The following is a 21,803-nucleotide window of genomic DNA, read 5'->3' on the forward strand; positions in this document are numbered from 1 at the left end:
TTCTCCCAATGGGAGAAGGTTTGCTCTATAGGCCCGCCCCATGATCTTTCCCGCCCCGCTGGAACGCGGCATCCTGATCCGCCGCTACAAGCGCTTCCTGGCCGATGTGACGCTGGAGGACGGGACCGGGACCACCGTCCATGTGCCCAATTCCGGCTCCATGCTGGGCATGAACATGCCCGGCCTGCCGGTGTGGCTGTCGCGCTCGGCGGACCCCAAGCGCAAGCTGCCGCTGACGCTGGAGATGGTGCAGCTTCCCACCGGGCTGGTGGGCGTCAACACCATGCGGCCGAACCGGCTGGCCGAGGCCGCGATCGGGGACGGCGTGATTCCCGGGCTGACCGGATACGACGTCATCCGGCGCGAGGTCCGCTACGATTCCGACAGCCGCATCGACCTGCTGCTCGAACACCCGGGACGGGCCCCCGCCTACGTTGAGGTCAAGAACGTGACCCTGTCGCGCGCACCGGGCCTGGCCGAATTCCCCGACTGCGTCACCGCGCGGGGCGCCAAGCATCTGGGGGCGCTGGAGCGGGTGGTCGAGGCGGGCGGTCGGGCCGTCATGCTGTTCATCGCCCAGCGCGGCGACTGCGACCGCTTCGTCACCGCCGACGATCTGGACCCCGCCTATGGCGCGGCGCTGCGTCGCGCCGAGGCGAACGGGGTTGAGGTTCTGTGCTATGGTTGCCATCTGACACCCGAAACAATCCGCCTGAACCGCCCGCTGGGCCGGCCGGGCGCAACAGGTTGAACCGATTGATGTACGAGACCCAGGACGCCGAGCTCTACACCCGCTCGCACACCATCCGCCTTTACCAGCCCGAGGATTTCGAGGGCATGCGCAAGGCCGGGCGCCTTGTGGCCGAGGCGCTGGACATGATCGGCGAGCATGTGAAGCCGGGCGTGACCACCGGCGAACTGGACGATCTGGTGCGCCAGTTCACCCTGGACAACGGCGGCCTGCCCGCGTGCCTCGGCTACAAGGGCTATACGAAGACCACCTGCATCTCGATCAATCACGTGGTCTGCCACGGGATTCCCGGCGACAAGGCGCTGAAGGACGGCGACATCGTCAACATCGATCACACGGTGATCGTCGACGGCTGGCACGGCGATTCCAGCCGCATGTACGCCGTGGGCGAGATCAACACCCGGGCCAAGAAGCTGATCGACGTGACCTATGAGGCGCTGGACATCGGCCTGAAGCAGGTGAAGCCCGGAAACACCTTCGGCGACATCGGTTTCGCCATCCAGAAATACGTCGAGGCCCAGCGCATGTCGGTGGTGCGCGACTTCTGCGGCCACGGCATCGGGCGGGTGTTCCACGACAACCCCAACGTCCTGCACTTCGGCCGCCGGGGCGAAGGCGCGGTGCTGAAGCCGGGCATGTTCTTCACGGTCGAGCCGATGGTGAACCTGGGCAAGCCGGCGGTGAAGGTGCTGTCCGACGGCTGGACCGCCGTCACCCGCGACAAGTCCCTGTCGTCCCAGTGCGAGCACAGCGTGGGCGTCACCGAGGACGGGCTGGAGATCTTCACCGCCAGTCCGAAGGGATTGTTCCGACCGGTGTTCAGCTAGAGAGCCACACAGTCGGCGGATCTGGTGACCCGTTCGCACAGGTTCGTCATCGCCGGGCTTGTCCCGGCGATCCATACGCTCAGAAGGGTGAGACCAAGCCCTGCATCCCGTGACTATGGATTCCCGGCACAAGGCCGGGAATGACGGGGAATGGGGATGATGTCTGGACCTACTCGCCCGACACCAGCACGAAATCCCCGTCCCGCGCGCCCGGCGCGATCCGCCAGCCCTCTGCCAGATCCAGCGACCAGCCGTCGCCGGTCAGGGTGTCGCCATCCTCGGGCGCGGTCACCGTCACCGCGCTCCAGTCGCCGTCGATCAGGGCGCCGTCGGTGACGGTCAGGACGCCCCAGACGTCGGTGATGGTCGCGCTCGGATAGACCACCCCGTGCGGCGGCAGCGGCTGCAGGGTGTTGGGGTCGAAGCTGACCCGGATAGTCTCCAGCGGCAGGCGCAGCACCGGCCCGTCCACCAGCCGGTCGCTCCAGCGGGTGGTCAGGCCCGCCCGTTCCTGATGGGCCGCCAACTCCTCGTCCGCCACGGCCTGGCCGCCATACAGCGACGCGGTGCGGGCGAAGACCGCCACCGGGTCCTCCGGCGCCGTGAAGCCCACGGCCGCGCCCAGCAGGGCGCCCAGATCGGACTCCGCCGTCAGCCCCTCGCGCCAGCCGGGCGCCGCGTCGTCCAGCAGCAGGCCGTAAGCGGGGCCCGACGCATAGGCGAACATGCGGGAGAAGGCGTCGGCTTGCTCGGCGGCGCGCAGGGTGGCGGCCACGTCCCGGTGCGGATCCAGCGCGCCCGACAGCCTGACGCCGGTGTATTCCGCCAGGCCCTCGTTCAGCTCCAGCGCCCGCTCCTGTTCTGCCCCCGCCGCCCCCGCCTGAGCGTGGCGGGCGGCGCGGAAGATCAGAGCCTCGTGCGTGGCCGTGCGCAGCCCCTGGGCATCCGGCGCGGACAGGGCGGCGGCCAGGGCGCGCCATTCCAGCCGCATGGCGATGCGGCCCTCGGCGGTGGCCAGATGGTCCGGCGTCGGCGAGGCCATGGGCAGGCCCAGCTGGTCCTGAATGCGGTGCCAGCTTTCGTGGGCGATCAGCCCCGCCCGCGTCTCGATCTCTTCGGGCAGGGGCGCCAGCAGCATGGTCCAGCGCACCCCGTCCCAGTCCACCGCCGTATTGGCGACCATGACATCGTCCGGCAGCACGCCGGTGAAGACGCCGTCAGTCTCGCTCAGAACGTCGCTGTCCCCCGCCTGACTGGCCACGGCCTGACGGGTCGCGGGATCGACGATCAGGATCGGCCCGCACAGGCTGACGCCCCACAGGGCGCCGTCGTCCGCTTCACAGATGGCCTCGGCCTGATCGAAAACCGCCCGGGCGTCCATGGCCTCCTGCGCGAAGGCGGGCGAGGCCAGCCCGATCATCAGGGCGGCGAGGGAGGCGGCGGTCGTCTTCATGCGGATGCTCTTCGCTTTAATACGGGACCGATTTCGGTCTTGTGGCGCGCATAGGTCCCCGGCACTGTGACGGTCTCAAGGCGGGATCAGGAGGGGCTCTTGACCGACGCGGCGCCGAAAGTGGCGAAACCGCACCATGCAGGCCACCGCGAGCGCCTGCGTGAGCGGGCGCGGGGCGGCGGCCTGACCCACCTGCCCGACTATGAACTGCTGGAGCTGTTCCTGTTCCGCAGCCAGCCACAGGGCGACGTGAAGCCCGTCGCCAAGGCCCTGCTGGCCCGCTTCGGCTCCCTGTCCGCGGTGCTGGCCGCTTCGGTGGAGGACCTGATGACCGTCCGCGCCGAGGACTCGAAGGGCCGCATGAAGGGCGTCGGCGCCGAAACCGCCCTGGACCTGACCGCCCTGCATGAGGTCAGTCGCCGGGTGGTCCGCGAACCGGCGGCCAGGCGCCCCGTCATCTCGTCCTGGACCGCGCTGGTCTCCTACGTGCGCGTGGCCCTGCAGCACGAACCGCGCGAGCAGTTCCGGGTGCTGTATCTGGACAGGAAATGAGCGTTCCGCAAAACCTTTTGAATGTCGCCTATTGGTGCGCGAGCCTAAGACCGCTCTCGACCCAAAGCGGACGTTCCTTGTGAGGAAATCAGACCCCCTCTGCGAGCCATTCTAAGCTGATGAACATGGGGCCTAGGCCGATGTCCAAAAGCTGATGGCCACCAGTGACCGTCTGGCCAGTTAGAACCAGATCGCCCTCAATCCGGTGATCGGCTTCCAGCACGGTTCCGTTGGGCAGGTGAGACCCGCATTTGAGGTCGTAGATCATGTGTAGTTCGATGCCGCCGTCTGGACGGTCTTGATACGTCCCGCTCACCCGGCAACCGCCCTGATCAACTCCAACGACGCGCCCGTCCTTGAAGTGCGAGAGCATAGCCAGCCCCCACGCTTCGTCGTCCATGGGGTCTTGGTCCGATCCAGATTGGCGAACGCTGTAGAAACCGGGCCTGATGCTCATGGTCTTATTTCATCCCCTGTGGCCGACCACTCTCAGTCGAACCAGCTAGCCTTCCGTTCGATCCCAACTCTTTGATGACGGGGCAACGAACTTCGGTGCCCTCTCCACAGTCGACTACGGCCTGCTGAAGGACCCGCCTGAGCCGTGTCAGATCGCTGATCTTGGCGTCGATGCTGGCGATCTGATCCTTCGCCATATCCCTCACCTCACAGCACGATTGGCTCTCGGCCTCGCCCAAGGAAATCAAACGTCGGATGGTTTCGATGCCGAATCCCAACTCCCGAGACCTGCGAATGAACTTCAGACGCTCAGCGTGTTCAGGAGCGTAGCTACGGTGTCCGCCCTCGGTTCGGTCAGGCACGGGCATGACGCCGATACGCTCATAGTAGCGCACGGTTTCGAGGTTCACCCTAGCTTCGCGGGCCAACCTTCCAATCGTCATCCTTTGTCGCTTCACGCACTTGATCCCGTAGTGGCTACGGGTTGTAGCCTCTATCACATTGGACGGAGTTTCCCATGATGACCCACAAGCCTCCCCCTAATCCCGATGTTGTCGTCAGCACGTCGGCTGCTGTCGGAGGGTTTGCCTCGGTCTTCGCTTGGGCGGCTTGCTGCGTGTTGCCTCTCGCTCTCTCCCTTGCCGGAGTTTCCTTCGCAGGAGCCGCCGTCATCGCAGGAGCGCGAACATGGCTGACGGCCATTGCGGCGCTCGTGTTGATGGTGGGCTGGCTCTTGCATTGGCGGCGGGTTCGAAAGTGCCGAACTGACGTGAGTTGCGCTCGACCGTCGCGGACGGCTTTTTGGCTGCTTGTTCTGGCTTCCGTGCTGGTTGGCCTCGCTCTGGTTTGGGGGCCTTTCATTGAGCCTTGGGCGATGAGCGTCTTGATGGCCGCGCGATGAGCGACGGCATCCTGCTACAATCCACCCTCACCTGCCCTGACTGCGGGCATGTGGCTACCGAAACCATGCCGACAGACGCTTGCATCTGGTTCTACGATTGCGCTGGCTGTGGGACCAAGTTGCGACCGCTGCCCGGCGATTGCTGTGTGTTCTGTTCTTACGCGGACACTCCATGCCCACCGATCCAGCAGGGCACCTCGTGCTGTGGCTAGTGACGCGGCCTGAGCATAGGTCCGCTTCCCACCCGTTTCCGACTTTCCGAGCGGCCGCTTGGGGTTGGCCGATGACATCACCGCTAAATGCGGCGGTTAACAGTTCAGGGGAACACCACATGGACAGATAATGAGCGTTTTGCAAAACTTTTTGAACGTCGCTTATTGGTGCGGGAGCCTAAGACCGAAATCGACCGGTTGCGGACATTCGGGGTCGTAGCTTGGCAGGGCGGATCGGGTCGTCCATTCTGTCGCCATGCTTTTGATCCGCACCCTCGTCATCACAAGCTTCCTACTCCTCGGTGGGTGCTCCTACGCCTACGACATACTAGCCACGATGATCGACGGTCAGTTGACGTTCATCGTTGATCCAAGCTCTCGGACCAAGCCATCGTCCTGCCTGACGATGATCGTCGTGTCGGCACAGGACCGCCAACGCCGAATGGAAGCTCAGCCGGGCGATGATGCCCAACCGGTCAACACCGGTGTCGTCTGGTGGAACCGCGTGGGATATGACTGTGAAACGCACTTCCCTGTGACCTATGGGGTGCCCTTGGCTGGCGAGCCGAGATCACCGGAACAGGCCGATTATGAAGTGGAAGCCAAGCCGCTTACTCCGGGCGTCATCTACGAGGTAGGGGCTACAGCCGGAGCTACGGGATATGGAGGCGGACGGTTCAGGCTAACAGGCGACGGGCGAGTAGAGAATATTCCCCGGCATGTCCTGTCCAACGACCGCTGACCACCCTTCTCAGACCTACAGAGCGGCCGCTTTGGGTTGGCCGACGACATGACCGCTGCATGTAGCGGTTAACAGTTCGGGGGAACACCACATGGACAGGAAATGAGCGTTCCGCAAAACCTTTTGAATGTCGCCTATTGGTGCGCGAGCCTAAGACCGCTCTCGACCCGTTGCGGACCCACGCTAATAGGGCAAACTGGGTCCCTCGAAGCGATCCGGGGTTTCACATGCTGCGCATATTGGCTCTTGGCCTATCTCTTCTCGGCAGCACCTCTTGCCGCGCGCCAGAAACCTCCAGTGAGCATCAAGCCCAATCTGACCGTTGGTCCGTCACTGTCAGCGGGCCAGACATCATCACGACCGATGGAACTGGCGAACGAAGAGTCATTGCGATTTCGAACCTGTCTTCGATAGTCGTAGCGACGGATGACAGCGGTCCTTGGGGGGATGATGTCGTCTTCATTCTTTACGGCTCTGATGGTCAGCCTCTCAGCATCTTTCCTTCGGATGCACGTGGCAACGAGGAGTTCGTCGACTGGATGGCTACCACGCCCGGCTACAGAGACCGGGAGCTTGCAAGGTCGATGGCCTCGACCGAGGTGGCTCGCTTCACCGTGTGGACTGCTGAACGGTAACGTCTCCTGTCCACCCGTTTCCGACCTTCGGAGCGGCCGCTTTGGGTTGGCCGACGACATGACCGCTGAATGTAGCGGTTAACAGTTCGGGGGAACACCACATGGACAAGAAGAACCAGCTGCAACACGACGAAATCCTCAATCGCGGCACCGTGGACCACGCCCCCGTCTATCCGCGCGAAGTGGTGCGCCGGGCGCTGGAGGTGTCGGCCAGCGCCATCATTCTGGTGCACAACAAGGATAATCGGCGCTCGAATTTCACGGAAATTCACGCCTAATCATCTGAAATCACAGGATTTTTTTGCTTGCCCATCGAAGGCGGCTTTGGCACCTTGGGTCATGCAAAAAAAGCGGTTTGGGACGGTTACCAGCCCCCGTTTCCGGCAAAACCCATGGGAGTCAGCGCTCGTCGGACTCCGTGAGCGTTGTTGCGCCTCACGCGACGCTGCACCCGACTTGCAATCCAACTCGGCGGCTGAGGAGAAAATCCAATGACGCAGCTTACAGACAGCCTCATACGCCGAGCGATCAAGCGCATTGGGCAATCGGGCGGCTCCGAACTGCTGACCGAAGGCGAAGGTCGGGGCACCGGCCGTCTCGTGCTCCGGGTCAAGGCGACCCGCTGCAGGGTCGTCGCCGAATGGTTGGCGCAGCAATGGCGCGACAACAAGCGCGTCCGCGTGAAGATCGGCGACTATCCTTCCATGACCGTGGAGGAGGCGCGAGAGACCTTCGAGCGCGACTTTGCCAACGCAATCCAGAAGCGGCGGAGCATCCGGATTGTGCGGGACAATCGCACAGGCACCGTCGGGGACCTGTTCGACGGCTATGTGGGCTGGCTCAAGGCCCATGAGAAACCATCGTGGAAGGAGACGGAAAAGGGCCTCAACAAGATCGCGGACACGCTCGGGCGTCGACGCGCTGCCCGCGACATCGAGCCGGAGGAGATCACTGAAATCCTTCGGCCGATCTACAAGCGTGGCGCGCGATCCATGGCTTGCCACGTTCGCGGCTACCTCCATGCGGCATTCAACTGGGGCATCAAGTCAGAACATGACTACCGTAATCAGTCGCCGCGACGGTTCGGGCTTCATCTGAACCCGGCAGCGAGCATTCCGACCGAACCCAAGATCGTGGGAAACCGATGGCTGTCTTCCCGTGAGTTCGTCCAGCTCTATCGCTGGCTCGAATATCCAAGCGCACCAGTCCATCCCCCTTACCTTCGCGCCGTCCGGCTTCTCATGCTCACAGGACAGCGCGTCCAGGAGATCGCCCGGCTCCATGTCGATCAGTGGGACGCCGAGGAACGGATCATCGACTGGTCGAAGACCAAAAACGGAAGCCCTCACGCCATCCCCGTCCCCAGCCTCGCAGCCGAGTTGATCGAAGGCATCGTTCCCAACCGCAATGGCTACTTTTTCCCGGCGGCGATGGACCCTACCCGGCCGGTCTCGCACCAGACGCTCTACGCATTCATGTGGCGCCAGCGCGATAACGGCGTGATCCCCTCCGTTTCCAACCGCGACCTTCGGCGGACATGGAAGACGCTGGCCGGTCAGGCTGGAGTCGCCAAGGAAATCCGCGACCGCATTCAGAACCATGCCCTGCAAGACGTGAGTTCCCGAAACTACGATCGGTGGGACTACATGCCGGAGAAGCGCGCCGGCATGGAAAGGTGGGACAGGTTCGTGAGGTCCCTGCTGGCCAAAGAGGCCCTTCGCCGTGCGGCATAGGTCCTCGGATCAAGGTACTGGACGCCCGCCCATGACGGGCGTCCAGTCACACCCGCACCACATGGCGATCTTGAAAGAGGTAGCACTAAGTGCTACATATCTGCCGTGAACGCCGTCTCAAGCGGCGCGCGCGTCTTCAAGACTGCCTGGTTCGCCAAGGCGGCCAGGAAGGCGAGAATTTCGGACGCGGAGCTATGCGACGCCATGTTCGAAGCGATGAAAGGCCAGTGCGACGACCTCGGCGGCGGGGTCTTCAAGAAGCGATTGGACAAGAACCGGAGCCGCAGCATCATCGTCGCGAAAGGTGGGCGATATTGGGTGTACGCCTACCTCTTCGCCAAGAAGGACCGAGCTAACATAAGCCCCAAGGACCTTAGGGATTTACGGGCGATGGCCAACTACTATGCAGGTGTGACGAGCGCAGACATGACCCGCGGTCTCGAAGCCGGTGAGATTATGGAGATATGTGATGGCGACCACGCGGAAGTATAGAAGCCGGATCGCGGAAGCGGTCCACTCCAACATCGAAGGGATGTATCGCGCCGGGTCGGTCGATAAGCAGACCATGCGCGAGTTCGATGAATCGTGCCTCGTGGTCCCGCCGCCGATCGACGCTGAGGACATCAAGCGGCTGCGGGAAAGCAACAATGTCAGCCAGCCGGTGTTCGCGCGCTATCTCAACACCAGCGAAAGCACGGTCGAGAAGTGGGAGAGCGGCGCGAAAAAGCCAAGCGGAGCAGCCCTGAAGCTCCTGTCGATCGTGCAGAAGCATGGTTTGGGAATCCTGGCCTGAGTGCGGTCCAACCACCGAAGTCAGTGTCGGGCTTCGATGCCTTACTCCGGCGAACCGTGCCCGCCGATCCAGATCGCGCGCGGTCGCTGGAGAGGCATACGCCTTTTCGGAATCTCATTGAAAAACCCATCATGATAGGTTATTAGCGCAATGGTCACGATCTATCGCGCGCATGGCCTGCGCATCGTCATCTTCACCGATGATCATGAGCCGGCCCACGTCCATGTGTTCGGGGACGGTCACGCCAAGATCAATCTGATCGGTCCGGACGGCGAGCCGGAATTGATATGGGCGCAGGGCATGAAGCGGAACGAGGTGCGTCGCGCGGTCGATGTGGTGAGCGAGCAGCAAACCGAGTTTCTTATGCGTTGGAGAGAAATACATGGCTGAACTGACCGATGCTGTAATCGACGCCGCCCTTGAGCGGGGCAGTACGGCGCACGCAAGCGAACCGCGCGCCGCAGCCGCGCGCTATGACCGGTCGTCCGGCCGCGTGATTGTCGATCTTGAGAACGGCTGCACGTTCGCTTTCCCACCGCGACTTGCACAGGGGCTTGAGACCGCATCGGAAGACCAGCTTTCCGGCGTCGAAATCCTCGGCCAAGGCTACGGCCTGCATTGGGAGGCGCTTGACGTCGATCTTTCGCTGCCTGGCCTGATGGCCGGCATCTTCGGGACAAAAGCCTGGATGGCTCGTCGTGCAGGGCAAACCAAATCGCTGGCCAAGGCTGCGGCAGCCCGTGCGAACGGAGCGAAGGGCGGCCGCCCCCGCAAAGCGGCAAATCGGTAGGCGATGATGGGCGATCCGGTCACTGCGTGAAAGCTTCCAAGGGAGGGGCTGAGCGGATCTCCACCCCCAAAAGTTAGTGTCGGGCTGATAGGTCACATTCCGACGGTCCGCATTAGGGCGGCCGATACGAATCCCGATGGGGTCGAACCGGGCGGCCGTTGATAACCTTAGGCTAAGAGGGTCACGCCCGGAGGCAGCGGAAGGCCTTCCCCACCTTATTCTTGATTCTTGAACCGTCAGCGATTTAGTGCAGCTTCGCTACACGGGCCCCTTGGCAGGAGGGTACAACGACGAGGGGCAGACGCAGTGGGCGAAGTGAGCTACGACCTCAGTCAGCTAGGCTGGAAAGCGTTCCAGGACGTGGCCGCAGCAATCGCCGCCGAAGTCCTGAAGAGGCCGGTTCAGACCTTCCTTGAATCCAAGGATGGAGGGCGCGACGCGGCCTTCTTGGGACGCTGGGACGGCCCAGACGGCACGGTCGAGAAGTCAACCATTCAATGCAAATTCCTGGGCAAGCCCGGGGCCAATCTGACCCTAACCAACCTGAAGGCCGAGCTTCCGAAGGCCAAGAAGCTGGCCGCCGACGGGCTCGCCGACGACTACGTGGTTCTGACCAACGCTGGGGTCTCTGGGGAAGTCGATGCGCAAATCTGCGCAGCCTTCGAAGCGGTGGGCGTGAAGACGTGCCGGGTGTTCGGCGGCACCTGGATTGTTCAGCAGCTCACGGACAATCCGAAACTGCGGATGCTGGTGCCACGGGTTTACGGCATCGGCGACCTATCCCACATCATTACCGGCCACGGATACAAGCAGGCCAAGGCCATCCTGGACTCCATGGGGTCCGACCTGAGCTGCTTCGTGCCGACAGATGCCTACCGATCCGCCGTGCAGGCCCTGCGAGAGCACGGATTTGTCATCCTCCTCGGTGATCCCGCCTCCGGTAAATCCACAATTGCCGCGATCCTGGCACTCGGCGCGATCGATGATGGGTGCCTCGGCGCGCTGAAGATCAATGCGCCCGACCAGTTGAACCTCTGGCACCCCGGGGAGAGGCAGTTTCTGTGGGTCGACGACGCCTTCGGCCCCAACCACTTCGACGCGTCGCGAATGAGCCGTTGGAACGCCGAACTTGGAGCCCTCAAGGCCGCGGTCGAAGGGGGCGCCCGCGTCGTGTTCACGTCGCGAAATTACATCTGGGAGGCGGCCAGGCCGCACCTCAAGACCAGTGCGTTTCCTCTGCTCAAGGAAAGCCAGATCGTCGTCAACGTCCACGCGTTGTCTGAGCAAGAGCGCGCCCAGATGCTCTACAACCACGTCCGGAGGATTCAGCCACAGGCGATACGTAGACTCCTGAAGCCCCATTTGTCGGCAATCGCCGCCAACAAGGCTTTTCTGCCGGAGACCGCCCGGCGCCTTGGCGATCCGCTCTTCACCAAAAACTTGGTTATCAGCAGGGAGCGGTTGATCCGCCTGGTCGAGCACCCCGTGGAATTCCTGACGGAAGTGCTGGAGCAACTGGACGATGCATCGCGAGCTGCTATCGCCCTGATCTTCCTGAACTCGCAAACAGGGGTGCCGTCGCCGATTTCCGCCTCGCCGGCGCTTGAGACGGTCACCCGTCTCATGGGGGTGCAGGTCGCCGAGTTGGCCCGGGCGATGCAACACCTGAACGACAGCCTGACGCTGCTCGTCTCAGAGGACGATGGCGATCGGTGGATCTTCCGCCATCCGACCGTCACCGACGCGTTCGCAACGATTGTCGGCACCTCGCCCGAGTTGGTCGAGCTCTATGTCCACGGTGCCAAACTCGACCGCCTTCTGCGCGAGGCGGCGTGCCGGCCGAAGGCAGCCGACGACAAGCGTATCCGGATACCGCCGCCGCTCTACCCGGTACTCCTCGACCGGCTGAAATCTTGCGCCTTGGACGAAGGCCTGATGTCCTTCCTAGGCGCCCGCTGCGAGAGAGCCTTCCTTGTTGAGGTGCTGAAGGTTCGTCCCGATATCCTCGAATGGGCGGCGAAGGCCGACTTGGCTAGCCTGGGACTCAGCGGCAAGCTGCTCGTCGCCGCAATGGCGTCTTGGGGTCTTATTGCAGAGGACGTCCGCATCGGAATGGTGGCGGACGTCAAGAAGCACTCGATAACGTGGCTGGACGCTAGGCCGCTCAAGGATAAAATCCTTCACCAGATATTTAAGGACGACGATTTCGTCGAATATACTGAGGCGTTCCGCAAGGAATGGCTGTCCGATATTCCAAACGTATTTGAAGAGTTCGGGCGTTATTCGTCTGAAAACGAAGTTGGCCTCTACGAAGAGTTCAAGGAAAATCTACAAATCGCCCAAGCCTATTTCGAAATGGAGAACGACAGCGACTTCGATCAGCTCTACGCCCAGATCGACGCTCACATTGAAGCGCTGGAGGCCGACCAGCCCGAGCCAGACGGGTCCGCGTGGAATCCCTCATCGATGGACAAATCAACGAGCCTCTCCGATGGAGATGGCGCGATTTTCGACGACGTCGATGCTTGACTGAGGGCGAAGGTTTGTTGGGCGGAGACTAGGAGACTCTTTATCGCTTTCGGGTGTGCTAGCGTGGTTGCTGCGGGGAGGTGCGGGTGCTCACACAGATCAAGAAAATTAAGAGCCTCGGGGTTTTTGACAATTACACCGCAGCGGTGGAACTGCCCGCCTTCGGTCGGTTCAACGTCGTATACGGCGAAAATGGATCGGGCAAAACTACCCTATCCCGCTTGCTCGCCTGCCTAGAAGCAGGCTCGCACCCAGACCATCCTGATCTTGAATATGCCGTCGATAGCCAATCGGGCGCGCTGACCCATGGCACCAAGTATTTGCGCGGCGTTCGCGTCTTCAACAGCGATTTCGTGGAGGCCAATATTGGGCGGTTCGAGGGACCGCTACGGCACATTCTCATCATTGGCGAAGAAAACAAGGCCGTCGCCGAGGAATTGAAGACGGAGATCGCGACCCGCGAGGATCGAACCCGCACGATCGCGGCTCTCAGCGCCTCCGTCGCCAAGATCGACAGCGACAAAGGCAAACTGTTTTCGCAGATCGCCAAGACAATCGGCGAAGCCACTAGCGGTGCGACGTTGCGCAGCTACCGGAAGCCCGACGCGGAGTCGGCGTTCGGCAAACTCCAAGCCGCAAAGTTACTGACCGATGCGGAGCTTGAGGCTCATCGCGCCACCGTTCGGCAAGAGCAGATGGCGGCTATAAGCCCGCTGGGCATTCCCTCGCTAGGCTTCGTGGACAAAGCTTGACCTGAGACTCGGGTGTTGATTCAAGGCTGCCTTTTGGAGGCGGCATTGGGCGAGCGGATTGGTGTTTCGGATGACGAGTGGGAGCTGATCGGCCCGCTGCTGCCGTCGGAGCGCGGGCGGGGTTGCCGGCCTGCGCAGGATAACCGCCGCTATTTCGAAGGCATGATGTGGATCGCCCGTACCGGTGCGCAGTGGCGGCATTTGCCGGATGAGTATGGCAAGTGGAACAGCGTCTTCCGGCGCTACCGAAGATGGGTCACGACCGGTGTGTTCGATGCCATGCTCGAGACGCTGGCCGAACTGGCGGGGCGCGATATCGCCGCCGATATGATCGACAGCACGGTGGTCCGAGCACATCATTGTGCAGTCGGCATAAAAAGGGGACTCAGCAAACAGAGGGGCTCGGCCGATCGCGAGGAGGCTTCACCACCAAGCTCCACGCCAGATGCGACGCCAGGGGGCTTCCGCTCGGCTTCGTGCTGACGCCCGGCCAGGCGCACGATGTACAGGGCTTCGCTCCGCTGTTCCGCATGATCGAGGGTCGGATCGAAGCGTTCCTCGCCGACCGCGGCTATGACGCCGATGCCATCCGCCAAGAGATCGCCGCTGCCGGCGTCGAAGCGGTCATCCCTGCAAAGGCCAACCGCCGCACGCCTGCTCCGCACGACCGCGCAAAGTACCGCTGGCGCAACCTGGTCGAGCGGCTGTTCAACAAGCTGAAGAACTGGCGAAGGGTAGCCACCCGCTACGACAAAACCAGGGAGTCCTACCTGGCTTCGTCGCGCTGGCCTCAGTGAAACTCTGGATACCCTTTGTCCACGAAGCCTAGCCATCGAGGGCAACGAGATCAGTGTGATCGAATTCGCCGCAAGCGCAGGAACACGCGCCACGACCTTCTTTCTTCGTTCGGCACAAGCGGCGGTGATCGAACGACTCGTCAAAAACCCCGCTATTGCATCGTGGGTGGACGAGGGCGTTCACATCCACGCGAGCGCGGACCGCTGTGAGTTCTGTGATCAGCCGTTGCCCGCAGAACGTATGAAGGCGCTCGCAGAACATTTCAGCGTGGAGGACCGGAAGCTCAAGGAAGAGCTTGAGAGGGAACGGTCGGCATTGGCCGCCACCATGGAAAGCTTGGGCAGCTTGCCGCTGCCTGATCGCCTCGCCTTCTATTCCGAGCTTCGCGCCGACTACGACACAGCGATCCAGCAATTCGCCGAGGCGCGAGACCAGCTTGCTGCACAGCTCAACACCGTCCGTGACGCGCTGAACGAGAAGCTCACGCTTCGAACCACCGCCTATGACCGACAGATTAACTGCGATTCTGCCGGTCTCGCCGCCGCCTGGGAGACCATTCAAAGCGTCATTAAGCGCCATCAGGACAAAACTGCCGGCTTCGACAAAGCCAAGGCGGACGCGGCGAAGGCGATCGAGGGTCACTACCTGCTGACGATCAAGGATCAGGTGGACAGGCTGGCTGACCAGGCGGCCAAGTTAAAGGCCGAAAGCGACCTTCTGCATGACGGCGGCGACGCCCTCCCGGACAAGCGGAGTCTGGAAGAGCTTTCACAATCGATCATCGCCAAGCAGGCGCAAGTCTCGAACGCCCACGCGGGCGGCGAAGGCCTGACAAACCACCTCAAGCAGTTTCTCGGGCGCACGGACCTGCGGTTTGAGTCCGGCGACGAGGGCTATCAGGTCTTACGACGGGGCAAGCCGGCCAAGCGACTAAGCGAGGGCGAAAAGACGGCTATCGCGTTCCTGTATTTCCTCGTCAAACTCAAGGATCAGGATTTCAACCTGACCGAAGGGATCGTCGTGATCGACGATCCCATTTCAAGCCTCGATTCATCGGCAATCTATCAGGCGTTTTCGTTTCTGAAGAACGAGGCCAAGGACGCCAAGCAACTTTTCATACTGACGCATAACTTTGAATTCTTGAAACTGTTGATAAACTGGTTCGAGAATTCAGGCCTAAAGAAGGCGGATCGATCCTACATGATGGTGGTGTGCACCGAGACCAAAGACGGACGTTCCGCCCATCTGGCCCCTCTGGACCAGCTCTTGATCGACCACGCGACCGAGTACCACTATCTGTTCAAGGTGCTCTACACGTTCCAATCAGATGGAACAATTCTGAGTTGCTATCACATACCCAACATCGCTCGGAAAGTTCTTGAGACATTCTTGGACTTCCACGTCCCCTCGAAGGGCTCGCTCTACGCCAAGCTCGACAAGGTGAACTTCGATGATCACAAGAAGACAGCCATCAACAAGTTCGCCAACGATCTATCGCACCACACCGGAAAAGGATTCGATCCGGCACTAGTGGCGGAGTCACAGAAGAATGCCAAATACCTACTAGAAATGATCAAGGCAGTTGCTCCGCTACACTACGACGGCCTCGAAGCGCTCTCCCAACCCACGCATTAGCTGCGCCCGAATCGGGTCATGGCGCGACCTCGACAGTCGGTAATCCCGGTGCCATTCGGCCGCTTGCCAGTACCGACCGAACTCTGGTTCGGGGGCGTATCGAACGCCCTCCCCTCGCGCACTACAGGCAGGGCCGGTCGAGGGAGCCGAGTCGAGCCTTCCTTACTTGGAGTTAATTCCCAGTGATCCGCGCACGCCCGAGCATCTTGGTCGCACGGGGTTGCACCATGTTCTCCCGATCCCACGCTTCCAGCCCTTCCGCTGGATACAAGACTGCCTTCCCAACCTTGAGAAATGGCGGACCAATCCGCATTGCGCGCCAGTTTTGGAGCGTGCCTACTGTGATCCGGCCGCGATAACGGTCAGACACTTCTTCGGTTGTCAGGAACACGGGTTCAGCCATTCGATGCCGATCCCCCATGCGAGGGCTGACTGAACACAAGCTCCGCCGTCAGACCGTTCGGATCGGGCAGCAGCGCCGCTCTGAGCGGAGCGGCCCATGTCGGATCGTGGAGCCGTATGCGCAGGTAAGGTCGGGGCGGATCGGCGCGTGATCGGGCCTCCCACGCCTCCCCAACGCGCGCCCAACCCATGAGAACGATGTAGTCGGGCGCGTTCTCGTTCCGGCGATTGTCATTCGGAACCAGCCGCACCTTGCGGTCGAGGGTGAGGGTCTGAATGCGACCTTCCCATCCTCCCTGCTTCGACGGCGTGAACTTGCCGGGTTCGGACATGGCTCAGCCCTCCCCGTCTTTGCGGAATTTGGCGAACGCCTTGTCGGCGGCGAGGAACCCTTCGAGCATGGCCGGTATCAGGTCGGCGACATCGGCCTTCTCGCCATAGGTATCGCGGTAGAATGCGGCGTAGTCGGCGAGCGCCCGGCTGAGATCGGGCATGACGATCACCGTAAGCTTGACGGGGGTGCGGTCGGGAAGTCTGGCGAGCTTGATCATGGTCATCTCCTTTCAGCCCGCCCAGGGCCGCAGCATGAGATCCTTGTGGACGATCACCCGCAGCGGCCAGCCGGGGCGGATGCGGATTGTGGGCTGGATGTCGAGATTGCGAGTGACGATCTGCTGGCCCGCGCGATCGGCGTTCTGCTGGGCGGACTCGCGGATCGCCCGCACGAGATCGCTTTCGCTGTCGCCAAGGCTCAGTTCGGTCCCGACGCCCAACAGGGTCGAGAGCGCAACGCCGCGCAGCAGCCGCCAGGTGTGGAAGTCCACCCGGTCCTCCAGCCCCGCGTAGCCCGCGGCGTCTGTCGTCGGCAGGTTGTCGATCTGGATCGAGGAGCCATCGGGCAGGATGATGCGCTGCCAGACCAGCAGCGCGCGGCTCTGGCCGAAGGCGACCACGCTGTCATAGGCGCCGATCAGCCGCGAGCCCTGCGGGATCAGCACGGTCCGGCCGGTCACCGTGTCATAGACGTGTTCCGTGACCTGGGCCGTCACCAGACCCGGAAGGTCGGAGTTGACCCCTGTGAGCAGGCTCGCGGCGATGACGCTCCCGGCCAGGACCTGATGCGGCGGACCCGGCGGCTGGTGCCCGTGGGTGTTCTGCGTGCCGCCGGTCGGCGTCTGGGCGAGGAAGTCGAGTTTGCGTTGCTGGTGGCCAAGGTCGGCGGCCGGGCCAAAGCCGGTCGGCGCATCGGGCGGTGTGGGCTGCAACGCCACGCCTTCCGCCAGCCCGCCAGGGACGTCCCCGGCGATCCCCGGAAGCGCCGGTGCGCCGCCGGCCCGCTGCACCATCACTCCGGCTTCGCGCGCCTGGGTGGCCTGCGTCGCGATCCGCTGGCGCTGCTGCTCGGCCGCCTGTTCCTCCGGCGTCCGCGCGGGCGGAACGCCTTCCGGCCCGGCCGGGTCGATGCCCAACTCCTGCTGGCGGCGCACGATCGGCCGGCCGAGGTCGCCGGGAAGCGGCTGCCCCAACCGGGGCGTGGTGGGCGTCACGCGGCTGTAGTCGGGCGGCAGGTTGGCGATGGCGTCGGGCGGCGCGCGGCGATCGCTCACGCTGGGTTCGTCAGGCTCGGCCGCCATGCGCAGGGTCTGCGGCGCGAGCGCCATCCAGGCGACCCCGGCGATGGCGAGCGAACCCGCGGCCGCGCCCCCGATCACCACGCCGCGCCGGAAGCGGACGATGCGACGCGGCGCGGCGCGTAGGGTCAGCGTCTCGGCCGGGTCCTTGCGGGGCGGCTCGGAGGTGGCGGCCCCTTTCTCATCGGGGCCGACTTCCGGAGCCGGGTCGGGCCGCGGCGGCTCGTCGGGCGCGCCGGTCATCGCCGCCCCCTGGCGTGCTGGCCATCGGTGCGACTGATCCGCACCACGGATTGCGGGTCCTCGCCGTGGCGCAGTTCGGCGGCCGCGAACAGCCGATCGACGATGTAGTGGTGGCCGCTGACCCGGTAGTTGACGAGCTGGGCGTCACCCAGCGGCCCCACCACGAACAGCGGCGGGGCCTCGCCCTGGTCGAGCCGGCCGGGGAACTCGATATAGACCTTCGAGCCGTCGTCCCACGCCCGCACCGGACGCCACGGCGGCGTGTCGCCGGTGATCTCGTAGCGGAAGCGGATATTGGTCAGGGCGATGCCCTCGGCCGCCGGCTGCGCGGCCTGCGCCTGCTGGTTCTGACGCTGGAGCGCCATCAGGCGGTCCTGCGGATAGGTCCATGACAGTGCGGCCATGGCGGTCGCGTCGGTGCTTTCGAGCGCGAGGCGATAAGCCCGCCGGTCGGTGGTGATGACCATGTTGGTGGCGAGGCCGGCGGCGAAGGGCTTCACGAGGATGTGGACGCGCTCCAGCTCGCCCAAGCCGCTGGTGGTGTCGCCGATGACCCAGCGCACGGTGTCGCCTGCCGAGACCGCGATCAGGCGTTCGCCCGGCTGCAAGGCGATGTCGGTGACGCGCTCCGGTGCTGCGTAAAGCCGGTAGAGCGCCCCGTCGCTCCAGGGATAGACCTGCACGGCGTTGATGTAGCCGGCGCTGGACGGCTCCTGCGTGGCGGCCCGGTTCGCCGCCTCGACCCGTTCGGTGGGCGGACTTTCCTCCGGCCGGACCGACGGCGGCGGCATGAGCTGGCCGGGCAGCGGCAGCGGGACCGGCGTCTCGACGATCTCCACCGGCGGCGGAGCGGGCGTCTCGATGACGGCTGGCTGGAAGTCGGCCGCGTCATAGGTGATGACGGGCGGCGGGGTCTTGCCTGCACAGGCCGCGAGCGCCAGCGCCGAGGCGCCGGCCAGGATCGGGCGGTTCATGGTTGCTCTCCTTCAATATCGGGTTCGGCAGGCGCGGGACCGAGGTCGATCAAGTCCTCCGTCCAGTCCGCTTCGCTCGGCGGGATCACCGGGGCCTCTTCGGTCGGCGCAGGCGGTACGGCTGTCCCAGCGTCGAATTCGCGCGACCAGTCGATGGCCTCGACGAACAGGCCGAGCGGATTGCGGCGCAGCGCGTCCGCGGTGCGTGGTGGTCGGACGGCGACCGTGAGCATGGCGGTCCAGCGTTCTGACCGCGCGAGGCTGCCGCGCTCATAGGTCTGCTCGATCCATTTGACCTGGAAGCTGCGATCCGAGGCGCGCACGACGCTGGTGACCTGCACCGAGACGCTACGCTGGCCGATCGCCGCGAACGGGTCGTTGGTGCGGGCGTGCTCGTTGAGAAAGATCGCCGCGCGATCGGTGGCGAAGTCGTAGGCGCCCAGCCAGTTTTCGCGCACCAGCACCGGATCGATCGAGACAGAGCGGACCTGGGTGATGAACCGGCCGAGGTGCCAGGCGATCTGGCCGTCGGTCGGGCGATAGTTCTGCACGGCCGGAGCGACGCTGCGCGCCTCCCCCAGCCGGTCGACCTCGACCACATAGGGCGCGACCCGGCTCTGCATCGACTGCCAGACATTGCCCACGGCGAGGCCGCCGGACAGGGCGAGGCAGCCGAAGGCGATCAGTCGCCAGTTGCGCGCCTGGACGCGGGCGGAACCGATCCGCTCGTCCCAGAGCTGGCCGGCTCGGCTGTAGGGGGTCTCTGGCTCGGGCGTGCGGCCATAGCGTTGGAGCGGACGTTTGAAGAGCATCTAGTCCTCCTTGAGGCTGGGGTTGATGCCAAGGCCGCCGCGGTCGCCGTCCTTCAGCGTGTGCAGCAGCATCTGATGGCGGTAGCGCCGGGTCTGTTCGCCGCGCATCTGCCGGGCCCAGGCGGGCGGAGTGGATGGGGCCGCCCCGCCGACAGGCGCGCCGCCACCGGCAGCATCGCCGCCGGCTGCGGCGCCGCCGGACGACCCCGCTGAGCCCGTTGCGCCGCCCGCACCGACCGCACCCGCTGACGCGGTGCTGGCAGGCGGCGCGCCTCCCGTCGCTCTCCAGGCGGCGTCACGGCCGCTCTGGATGCTGTCTCGGAATGGCTGGGCGATCCGGTTCGCGACCGCTCCGACACCCTGCCGGGCCGCGCCGCCCGCCGCACCGGCGACACCGCCAAGTCCGGCGGCGACGCTCGAACTGCCTGCGCCCGCCTGTCCGATCTGGTAGGACGCCTGCGCGGCCGATCCCATCGCGGTCCCGGCCTTGATGGCTCCCATCCCGGCGGACCCGACTGCGCCGAGCGCCCGCGCTCCGATCGCCGCGCCGCCGATGCCGGCGATCGCCACGCCTGCGGCCGTGCCGATGGCGGCGCCGGCGCCAAGCTGGGGCGCGCCGGTCACCAGACCCGCCGCGATGCCGGGTCCGAAGATGCCGAGGCCGAGCAGCGACAGCGCGCCCAGGACCAGGGTCATGGCGGACGCCGTGTCAGGCTCGCCGCCGCCCGCTTCGATGAAGCCGCCGAACAGGCCGGTGCCGATACCGACGATGACCGCCAGCACCATGACCTTGAGGCCCGAGGCGATGACGTTGCCCAACACCCGTTCGGCGAGGAAGCTGGTCTTGTTGAACAGCGCGAAGGGCACCAGCACGAAGCCGGCGAGCGTGGTCAGCTTGAACTCGATGACCGCGACGAAAAGCTGGATGGCGAGGATGAAGAAGGCCAGCACCACCAGCAGCCACGCCACCAGCAGGATCACCACGGTCATGAGGTGGCCGAACACCTGCGGGAACCCCATCATGTCCTCGATCGCCTCGATCAGGGGGTGCGCGGCCTCGAAGCCGACGCTCGCGAGCCGGCCGGGCCTCAACAGGTCGTCGGCCGCCAGGCCGCTGCCTCCGGCGGTGAGGCCGAGACCGGCGAAGCTGCGGTAGATCACATCGCTCAGGAACTGGAAGTTGCTGAGGATCAGCGCGAAGAGTCCGACATAGAGGATCTTCTTGATGAACCGGCCGATCACGTCCCGGTCGCCGTCCATCGCCCACCACAGGCCGGCGAGCGTGATGTCGATGCCGATCAGGACGGTGGTGAGAAAGGCGACGTCCGGCCCCAGCAGCCCGAACCCGCTGTCGATGTAGGCAACGAACGCCGCCATGAAGCGGTCGATGATATTGAAGTCCGGGGCCGGGTCCATCGCCTGCGACCTATTCGGGGGTGTAGGCCCGGGAGGAGCCGACGAAGCGCCGGGTGCGCTCGCGGGCGGCCTCCATCGCCTGGCGCTGGCGCTCCTGCTCGATCGCTTCGGCGCGGTACTGCGCGGCCATCAGCGACTGGAGCTGGAGCTGCTGGCGGGCGGAGACGGCGAGAAGCTGGTTGGTCGCCTGCTGCGCCTGAAGGCTCCCGGCCGCGCCCTGGCTCTGCGCGATCAGTTCGGCCAGCAAGGGACCGTCCGACTGGATGTTCTCCGCCACCTGCGCCTGCAGGCGCATGGTCTGGCGGAAGGCCCGCGTCGCCGCCTGCAACTGCGCCTGCGCCTGCCGGACCATGTCGTCGGTGGACATCGCCCGGTCGAACGCCTCGGGGAACTGATCGCGCAGCGCCGCATCGGTCGCATCGAGGTCAAAGGCGATGCCCTGCGCCTGGCCCATCAACGCATCGATGCGCTGCATCGAGCGGTTGATCTGGTCGATCGAGGAGAAGTCCAGGCTCTGGAGCTGGCGCGCCTGGTTCTGGAGCATGGCAGCCTGATTTTGCAGCGCCGTGATCTGATTGTTGATCTGCTGGAGCGTACGAGCCGCTGTCAGGACGTTCTGGCTGTAGTTCGTGGGGTCGAACACCGTCCATTGGGCGGCGGCGGGCGTGACCGGCGCGAGCGCGGCTCCGGCGATGGTGGTGGTCGCCAACACGGTGGCGAGGATGTGTGTGCGGTTCACAGGGGTAGCTCCGTCTGCTGGGGGGTG

General features: G+C 64.2%; 24 protein-coding genes and 2 pseudogenes. 16 read left to right on the plus strand and 10 right to left on the minus strand.

The genetic code is table 11. The features are described 5' to 3' along the window. Positions 1 to 40: 40 nt before the first annotated feature. On the plus strand, positions 41 to 751 hold the full coding sequence (gene sfsA / locus MBEBAB_RS11290) for a DNA/RNA nuclease SfsA (RefSeq protein WP_021698132.1): 711 nt from the start codon (positions 41 to 43) through the stop codon (positions 749 to 751). An 8-nt stretch (positions 752 to 759) separates the two neighbouring features. Beyond that, on the plus strand, positions 760 to 1,578 hold the full coding sequence (map, locus tag MBEBAB_RS11295) for a type I methionyl aminopeptidase (protein ID WP_021698133.1): 819 nt from the start codon (positions 760 to 762) through the stop codon (positions 1,576 to 1,578). A gap of 169 nt (positions 1,579 to 1,747) precedes the next feature. Here the strand turns inward: map and MBEBAB_RS18110 are convergent, their stop codons facing one another. Beyond that, a complete protein-coding gene (locus MBEBAB_RS18110) occupies positions 1,748 to 3,031 on the minus strand; it encodes a hypothetical protein (protein WP_021698134.1) in 1,284 nt (427 codons plus the stop codon). 99 nt (positions 3,032 to 3,130) lie between these two features. Between MBEBAB_RS18110 and MBEBAB_RS11305 the strand changes: the two are divergent. Next, positions 3,131 to 3,580: pseudogene (locus tag MBEBAB_RS11305) on the plus strand (JAB domain-containing protein); the annotation flags it as partial. Between the two features lie 91 nt (positions 3,581 to 3,671). Here the strand turns inward: MBEBAB_RS11305 and MBEBAB_RS11310 are convergent. Beyond that, positions 3,672 to 3,983, minus strand: coding sequence for a hypothetical protein (locus tag MBEBAB_RS11310; RefSeq protein WP_045319245.1), 312 nt, complete (start codon positions 3,981 to 3,983; stop codon positions 3,672 to 3,674). Between the two features lie 61 nt (positions 3,984 to 4,044). Then, a complete protein-coding gene (locus MBEBAB_RS11315; RefSeq protein ID WP_081703507.1) occupies positions 4,045 to 4,482 on the minus strand; it encodes a MerR family transcriptional regulator in 438 nt (145 codons plus the stop codon). 454 nt (positions 4,483 to 4,936) lie between these two features. Between MBEBAB_RS11315 and MBEBAB_RS18115 the strand changes: the two genes are divergently transcribed. The 13 genes and pseudogenes from MBEBAB_RS18115 to MBEBAB_RS11360 all read left to right on the plus strand — a co-directional run bounded on the left by MBEBAB_RS18115 (position 4,937) and on the right by MBEBAB_RS11360 (position 15,559). Continuing rightward, positions 4,937 to 5,152, plus strand: coding sequence for a GDCCVxC domain-containing (seleno)protein (locus MBEBAB_RS18115; RefSeq protein WP_081703509.1), 216 nt, complete (start codon positions 4,937 to 4,939; stop codon positions 5,150 to 5,152). Positions 5,153 to 5,408: 256 nt separating this feature from the next. Continuing rightward, a complete protein-coding gene (locus tag MBEBAB_RS16255; protein ID WP_148291517.1) occupies positions 5,409 to 5,894 on the plus strand; it encodes a hypothetical protein in 486 nt (161 codons plus the stop codon). A gap of 227 nt (positions 5,895 to 6,121) precedes the next feature. After that, positions 6,122 to 6,529, plus strand: a complete 408-nt coding sequence (locus MBEBAB_RS15760; protein ID WP_200865120.1) for a hypothetical protein — start codon at positions 6,122 to 6,124, stop codon at positions 6,527 to 6,529. A 101-nt stretch (positions 6,530 to 6,630) separates the two neighbouring features. Further along, a pseudogene (locus MBEBAB_RS15765) lies at positions 6,631 to 6,807 on the plus strand (JAB domain-containing protein); the annotation flags it as partial. Positions 6,808 to 7,020: 213 nt separating this feature from the next. After that, on the plus strand, positions 7,021 to 8,262 hold the full coding sequence (locus tag MBEBAB_RS11320; RefSeq protein WP_021698138.1) for a tyrosine-type recombinase/integrase: 1,242 nt from the start codon (positions 7,021 to 7,023) through the stop codon (positions 8,260 to 8,262). 105 nt (positions 8,263 to 8,367) lie between these two features. Continuing rightward, a complete protein-coding gene (locus MBEBAB_RS11325; RefSeq protein WP_021698139.1) occupies positions 8,368 to 8,754 on the plus strand; it encodes a type II toxin-antitoxin system RelE/ParE family toxin in 387 nt (128 codons plus the stop codon). Further along, positions 8,732 to 9,055 (plus strand): helix-turn-helix domain-containing protein, encoded by a 324-nt coding sequence (locus tag MBEBAB_RS11330; protein ID WP_021698140.1) that lies wholly within the window; start codon positions 8,732 to 8,734, stop codon positions 9,053 to 9,055. The genes MBEBAB_RS11325 and MBEBAB_RS11330 overlap by 23 nt, the downstream gene beginning before the upstream one ends. Before the next feature lie 150 nt (positions 9,056 to 9,205). Further along, a complete protein-coding gene (locus tag MBEBAB_RS11335) occupies positions 9,206 to 9,445 on the plus strand; it encodes a DUF4160 domain-containing protein (RefSeq protein WP_021698141.1) in 240 nt (79 codons plus the stop codon). Beyond that, positions 9,438 to 9,845 carry a DUF2442 domain-containing protein gene (locus MBEBAB_RS15770; RefSeq protein WP_081703510.1) on the plus strand — a complete coding sequence of 136 codons (408 nt, stop codon included), beginning with the start codon at positions 9,438 to 9,440 and terminating at the stop codon, positions 9,843 to 9,845. Before MBEBAB_RS11335 ends, MBEBAB_RS15770 begins: the two co-directional genes overlap by 8 nt. 315 nt (positions 9,846 to 10,160) lie before the next feature. Next, positions 10,161 to 12,374: an nSTAND3 domain-containing NTPase gene (locus MBEBAB_RS11340; protein WP_148291518.1), complete on the plus strand. Its 2,214-nt coding sequence runs from the start codon at positions 10,161 to 10,163 to the stop codon at positions 12,372 to 12,374. A gap of 86 nt (positions 12,375 to 12,460) precedes the next feature. Further along, positions 12,461 to 13,126 (plus strand): AAA family ATPase, encoded by a 666-nt coding sequence (locus tag MBEBAB_RS11345; RefSeq protein ID WP_148291519.1) that lies wholly within the window; start codon positions 12,461 to 12,463, stop codon positions 13,124 to 13,126. Positions 13,127 to 13,171: 45 nt separating this feature from the next. After that, a protein-coding gene (locus MBEBAB_RS16260) for an IS5 family transposase (protein WP_373852930.1) occupies positions 13,172 to 13,923 on the plus strand; the annotation gives its coding sequence in 2 pieces (ribosomal slippage) (positions 13,172 to 13,498 and positions 13,501 to 13,923; 750 coding nt in all). Between the two features lie 55 nt (positions 13,924 to 13,978). Further along, complete coding sequence (locus tag MBEBAB_RS11360; protein WP_200865121.1) at positions 13,979 to 15,559, plus strand: AAA family ATPase; 1,581 nt, start codon at positions 13,979 to 13,981, stop codon at positions 15,557 to 15,559. 395 nt (positions 15,560 to 15,954) lie between these two features. On the opposite strand, the gene MBEBAB_RS11365 is transcribed toward MBEBAB_RS11360, so the two are convergent. From MBEBAB_RS11365 to trbJ, 7 genes are read right to left on the minus strand one after another with little or no spacing between them, the layout of a single operon-like run. Then, positions 15,955 to 16,293 (minus strand): DUF736 domain-containing protein, encoded by a 339-nt coding sequence (locus MBEBAB_RS11365; protein ID WP_045319248.1) that lies wholly within the window; start codon positions 16,291 to 16,293, stop codon positions 15,955 to 15,957. Between the two features lie 3 nt (positions 16,294 to 16,296). Then, positions 16,297 to 16,512 (minus strand): DUF2274 domain-containing protein, encoded by a 216-nt coding sequence (locus tag MBEBAB_RS11370; RefSeq protein WP_021698147.1) that lies wholly within the window; start codon positions 16,510 to 16,512, stop codon positions 16,297 to 16,299. 12 nt (positions 16,513 to 16,524) lie between these two features. Next, on the minus strand, positions 16,525 to 17,835 hold the full coding sequence (locus MBEBAB_RS11375) for a TrbI/VirB10 family protein (RefSeq protein WP_021698148.1): 1,311 nt from the start codon (positions 17,833 to 17,835) through the stop codon (positions 16,525 to 16,527). Next, positions 17,832 to 18,809 carry a P-type conjugative transfer protein TrbG gene (gene trbG / locus MBEBAB_RS11380; protein WP_021698149.1) on the minus strand — a complete coding sequence of 326 codons (978 nt, stop codon included), beginning with the start codon at positions 18,807 to 18,809 and terminating at the stop codon, positions 17,832 to 17,834. The genes MBEBAB_RS11375 and trbG overlap by 4 nt, the downstream gene beginning before the upstream one ends. Then, positions 18,806 to 19,621 carry a conjugal transfer protein TrbF gene (trbF, locus tag MBEBAB_RS11385; protein WP_021698150.1) on the minus strand — a complete coding sequence of 272 codons (816 nt, stop codon included), beginning with the start codon at positions 19,619 to 19,621 and terminating at the stop codon, positions 18,806 to 18,808. Before trbF ends, trbG begins: the two co-directional genes overlap by 4 nt. Next, complete coding sequence (gene trbL / locus MBEBAB_RS11390; protein WP_021698151.1) at positions 19,622 to 21,037, minus strand: P-type conjugative transfer protein TrbL; 1,416 nt, start codon at positions 21,035 to 21,037, stop codon at positions 19,622 to 19,624. A 10-nt stretch (positions 21,038 to 21,047) separates the two neighbouring features. Then, entirely contained in the window at positions 21,048 to 21,776 is a 729-nt protein-coding gene (trbJ, locus tag MBEBAB_RS11395) for a P-type conjugative transfer protein TrbJ (protein WP_021698152.1), read from the minus strand. Positions 21,777 to 21,803: the final 27 nt, after the last annotated feature.

Origin of the sequence: Brevundimonas abyssalis TAR-001 (assembly GCF_000466985.1) — a bacterium.
Taxonomy (GTDB): domain Bacteria; phylum Pseudomonadota; class Alphaproteobacteria; order Caulobacterales; family Caulobacteraceae; genus Brevundimonas; species Brevundimonas abyssalis.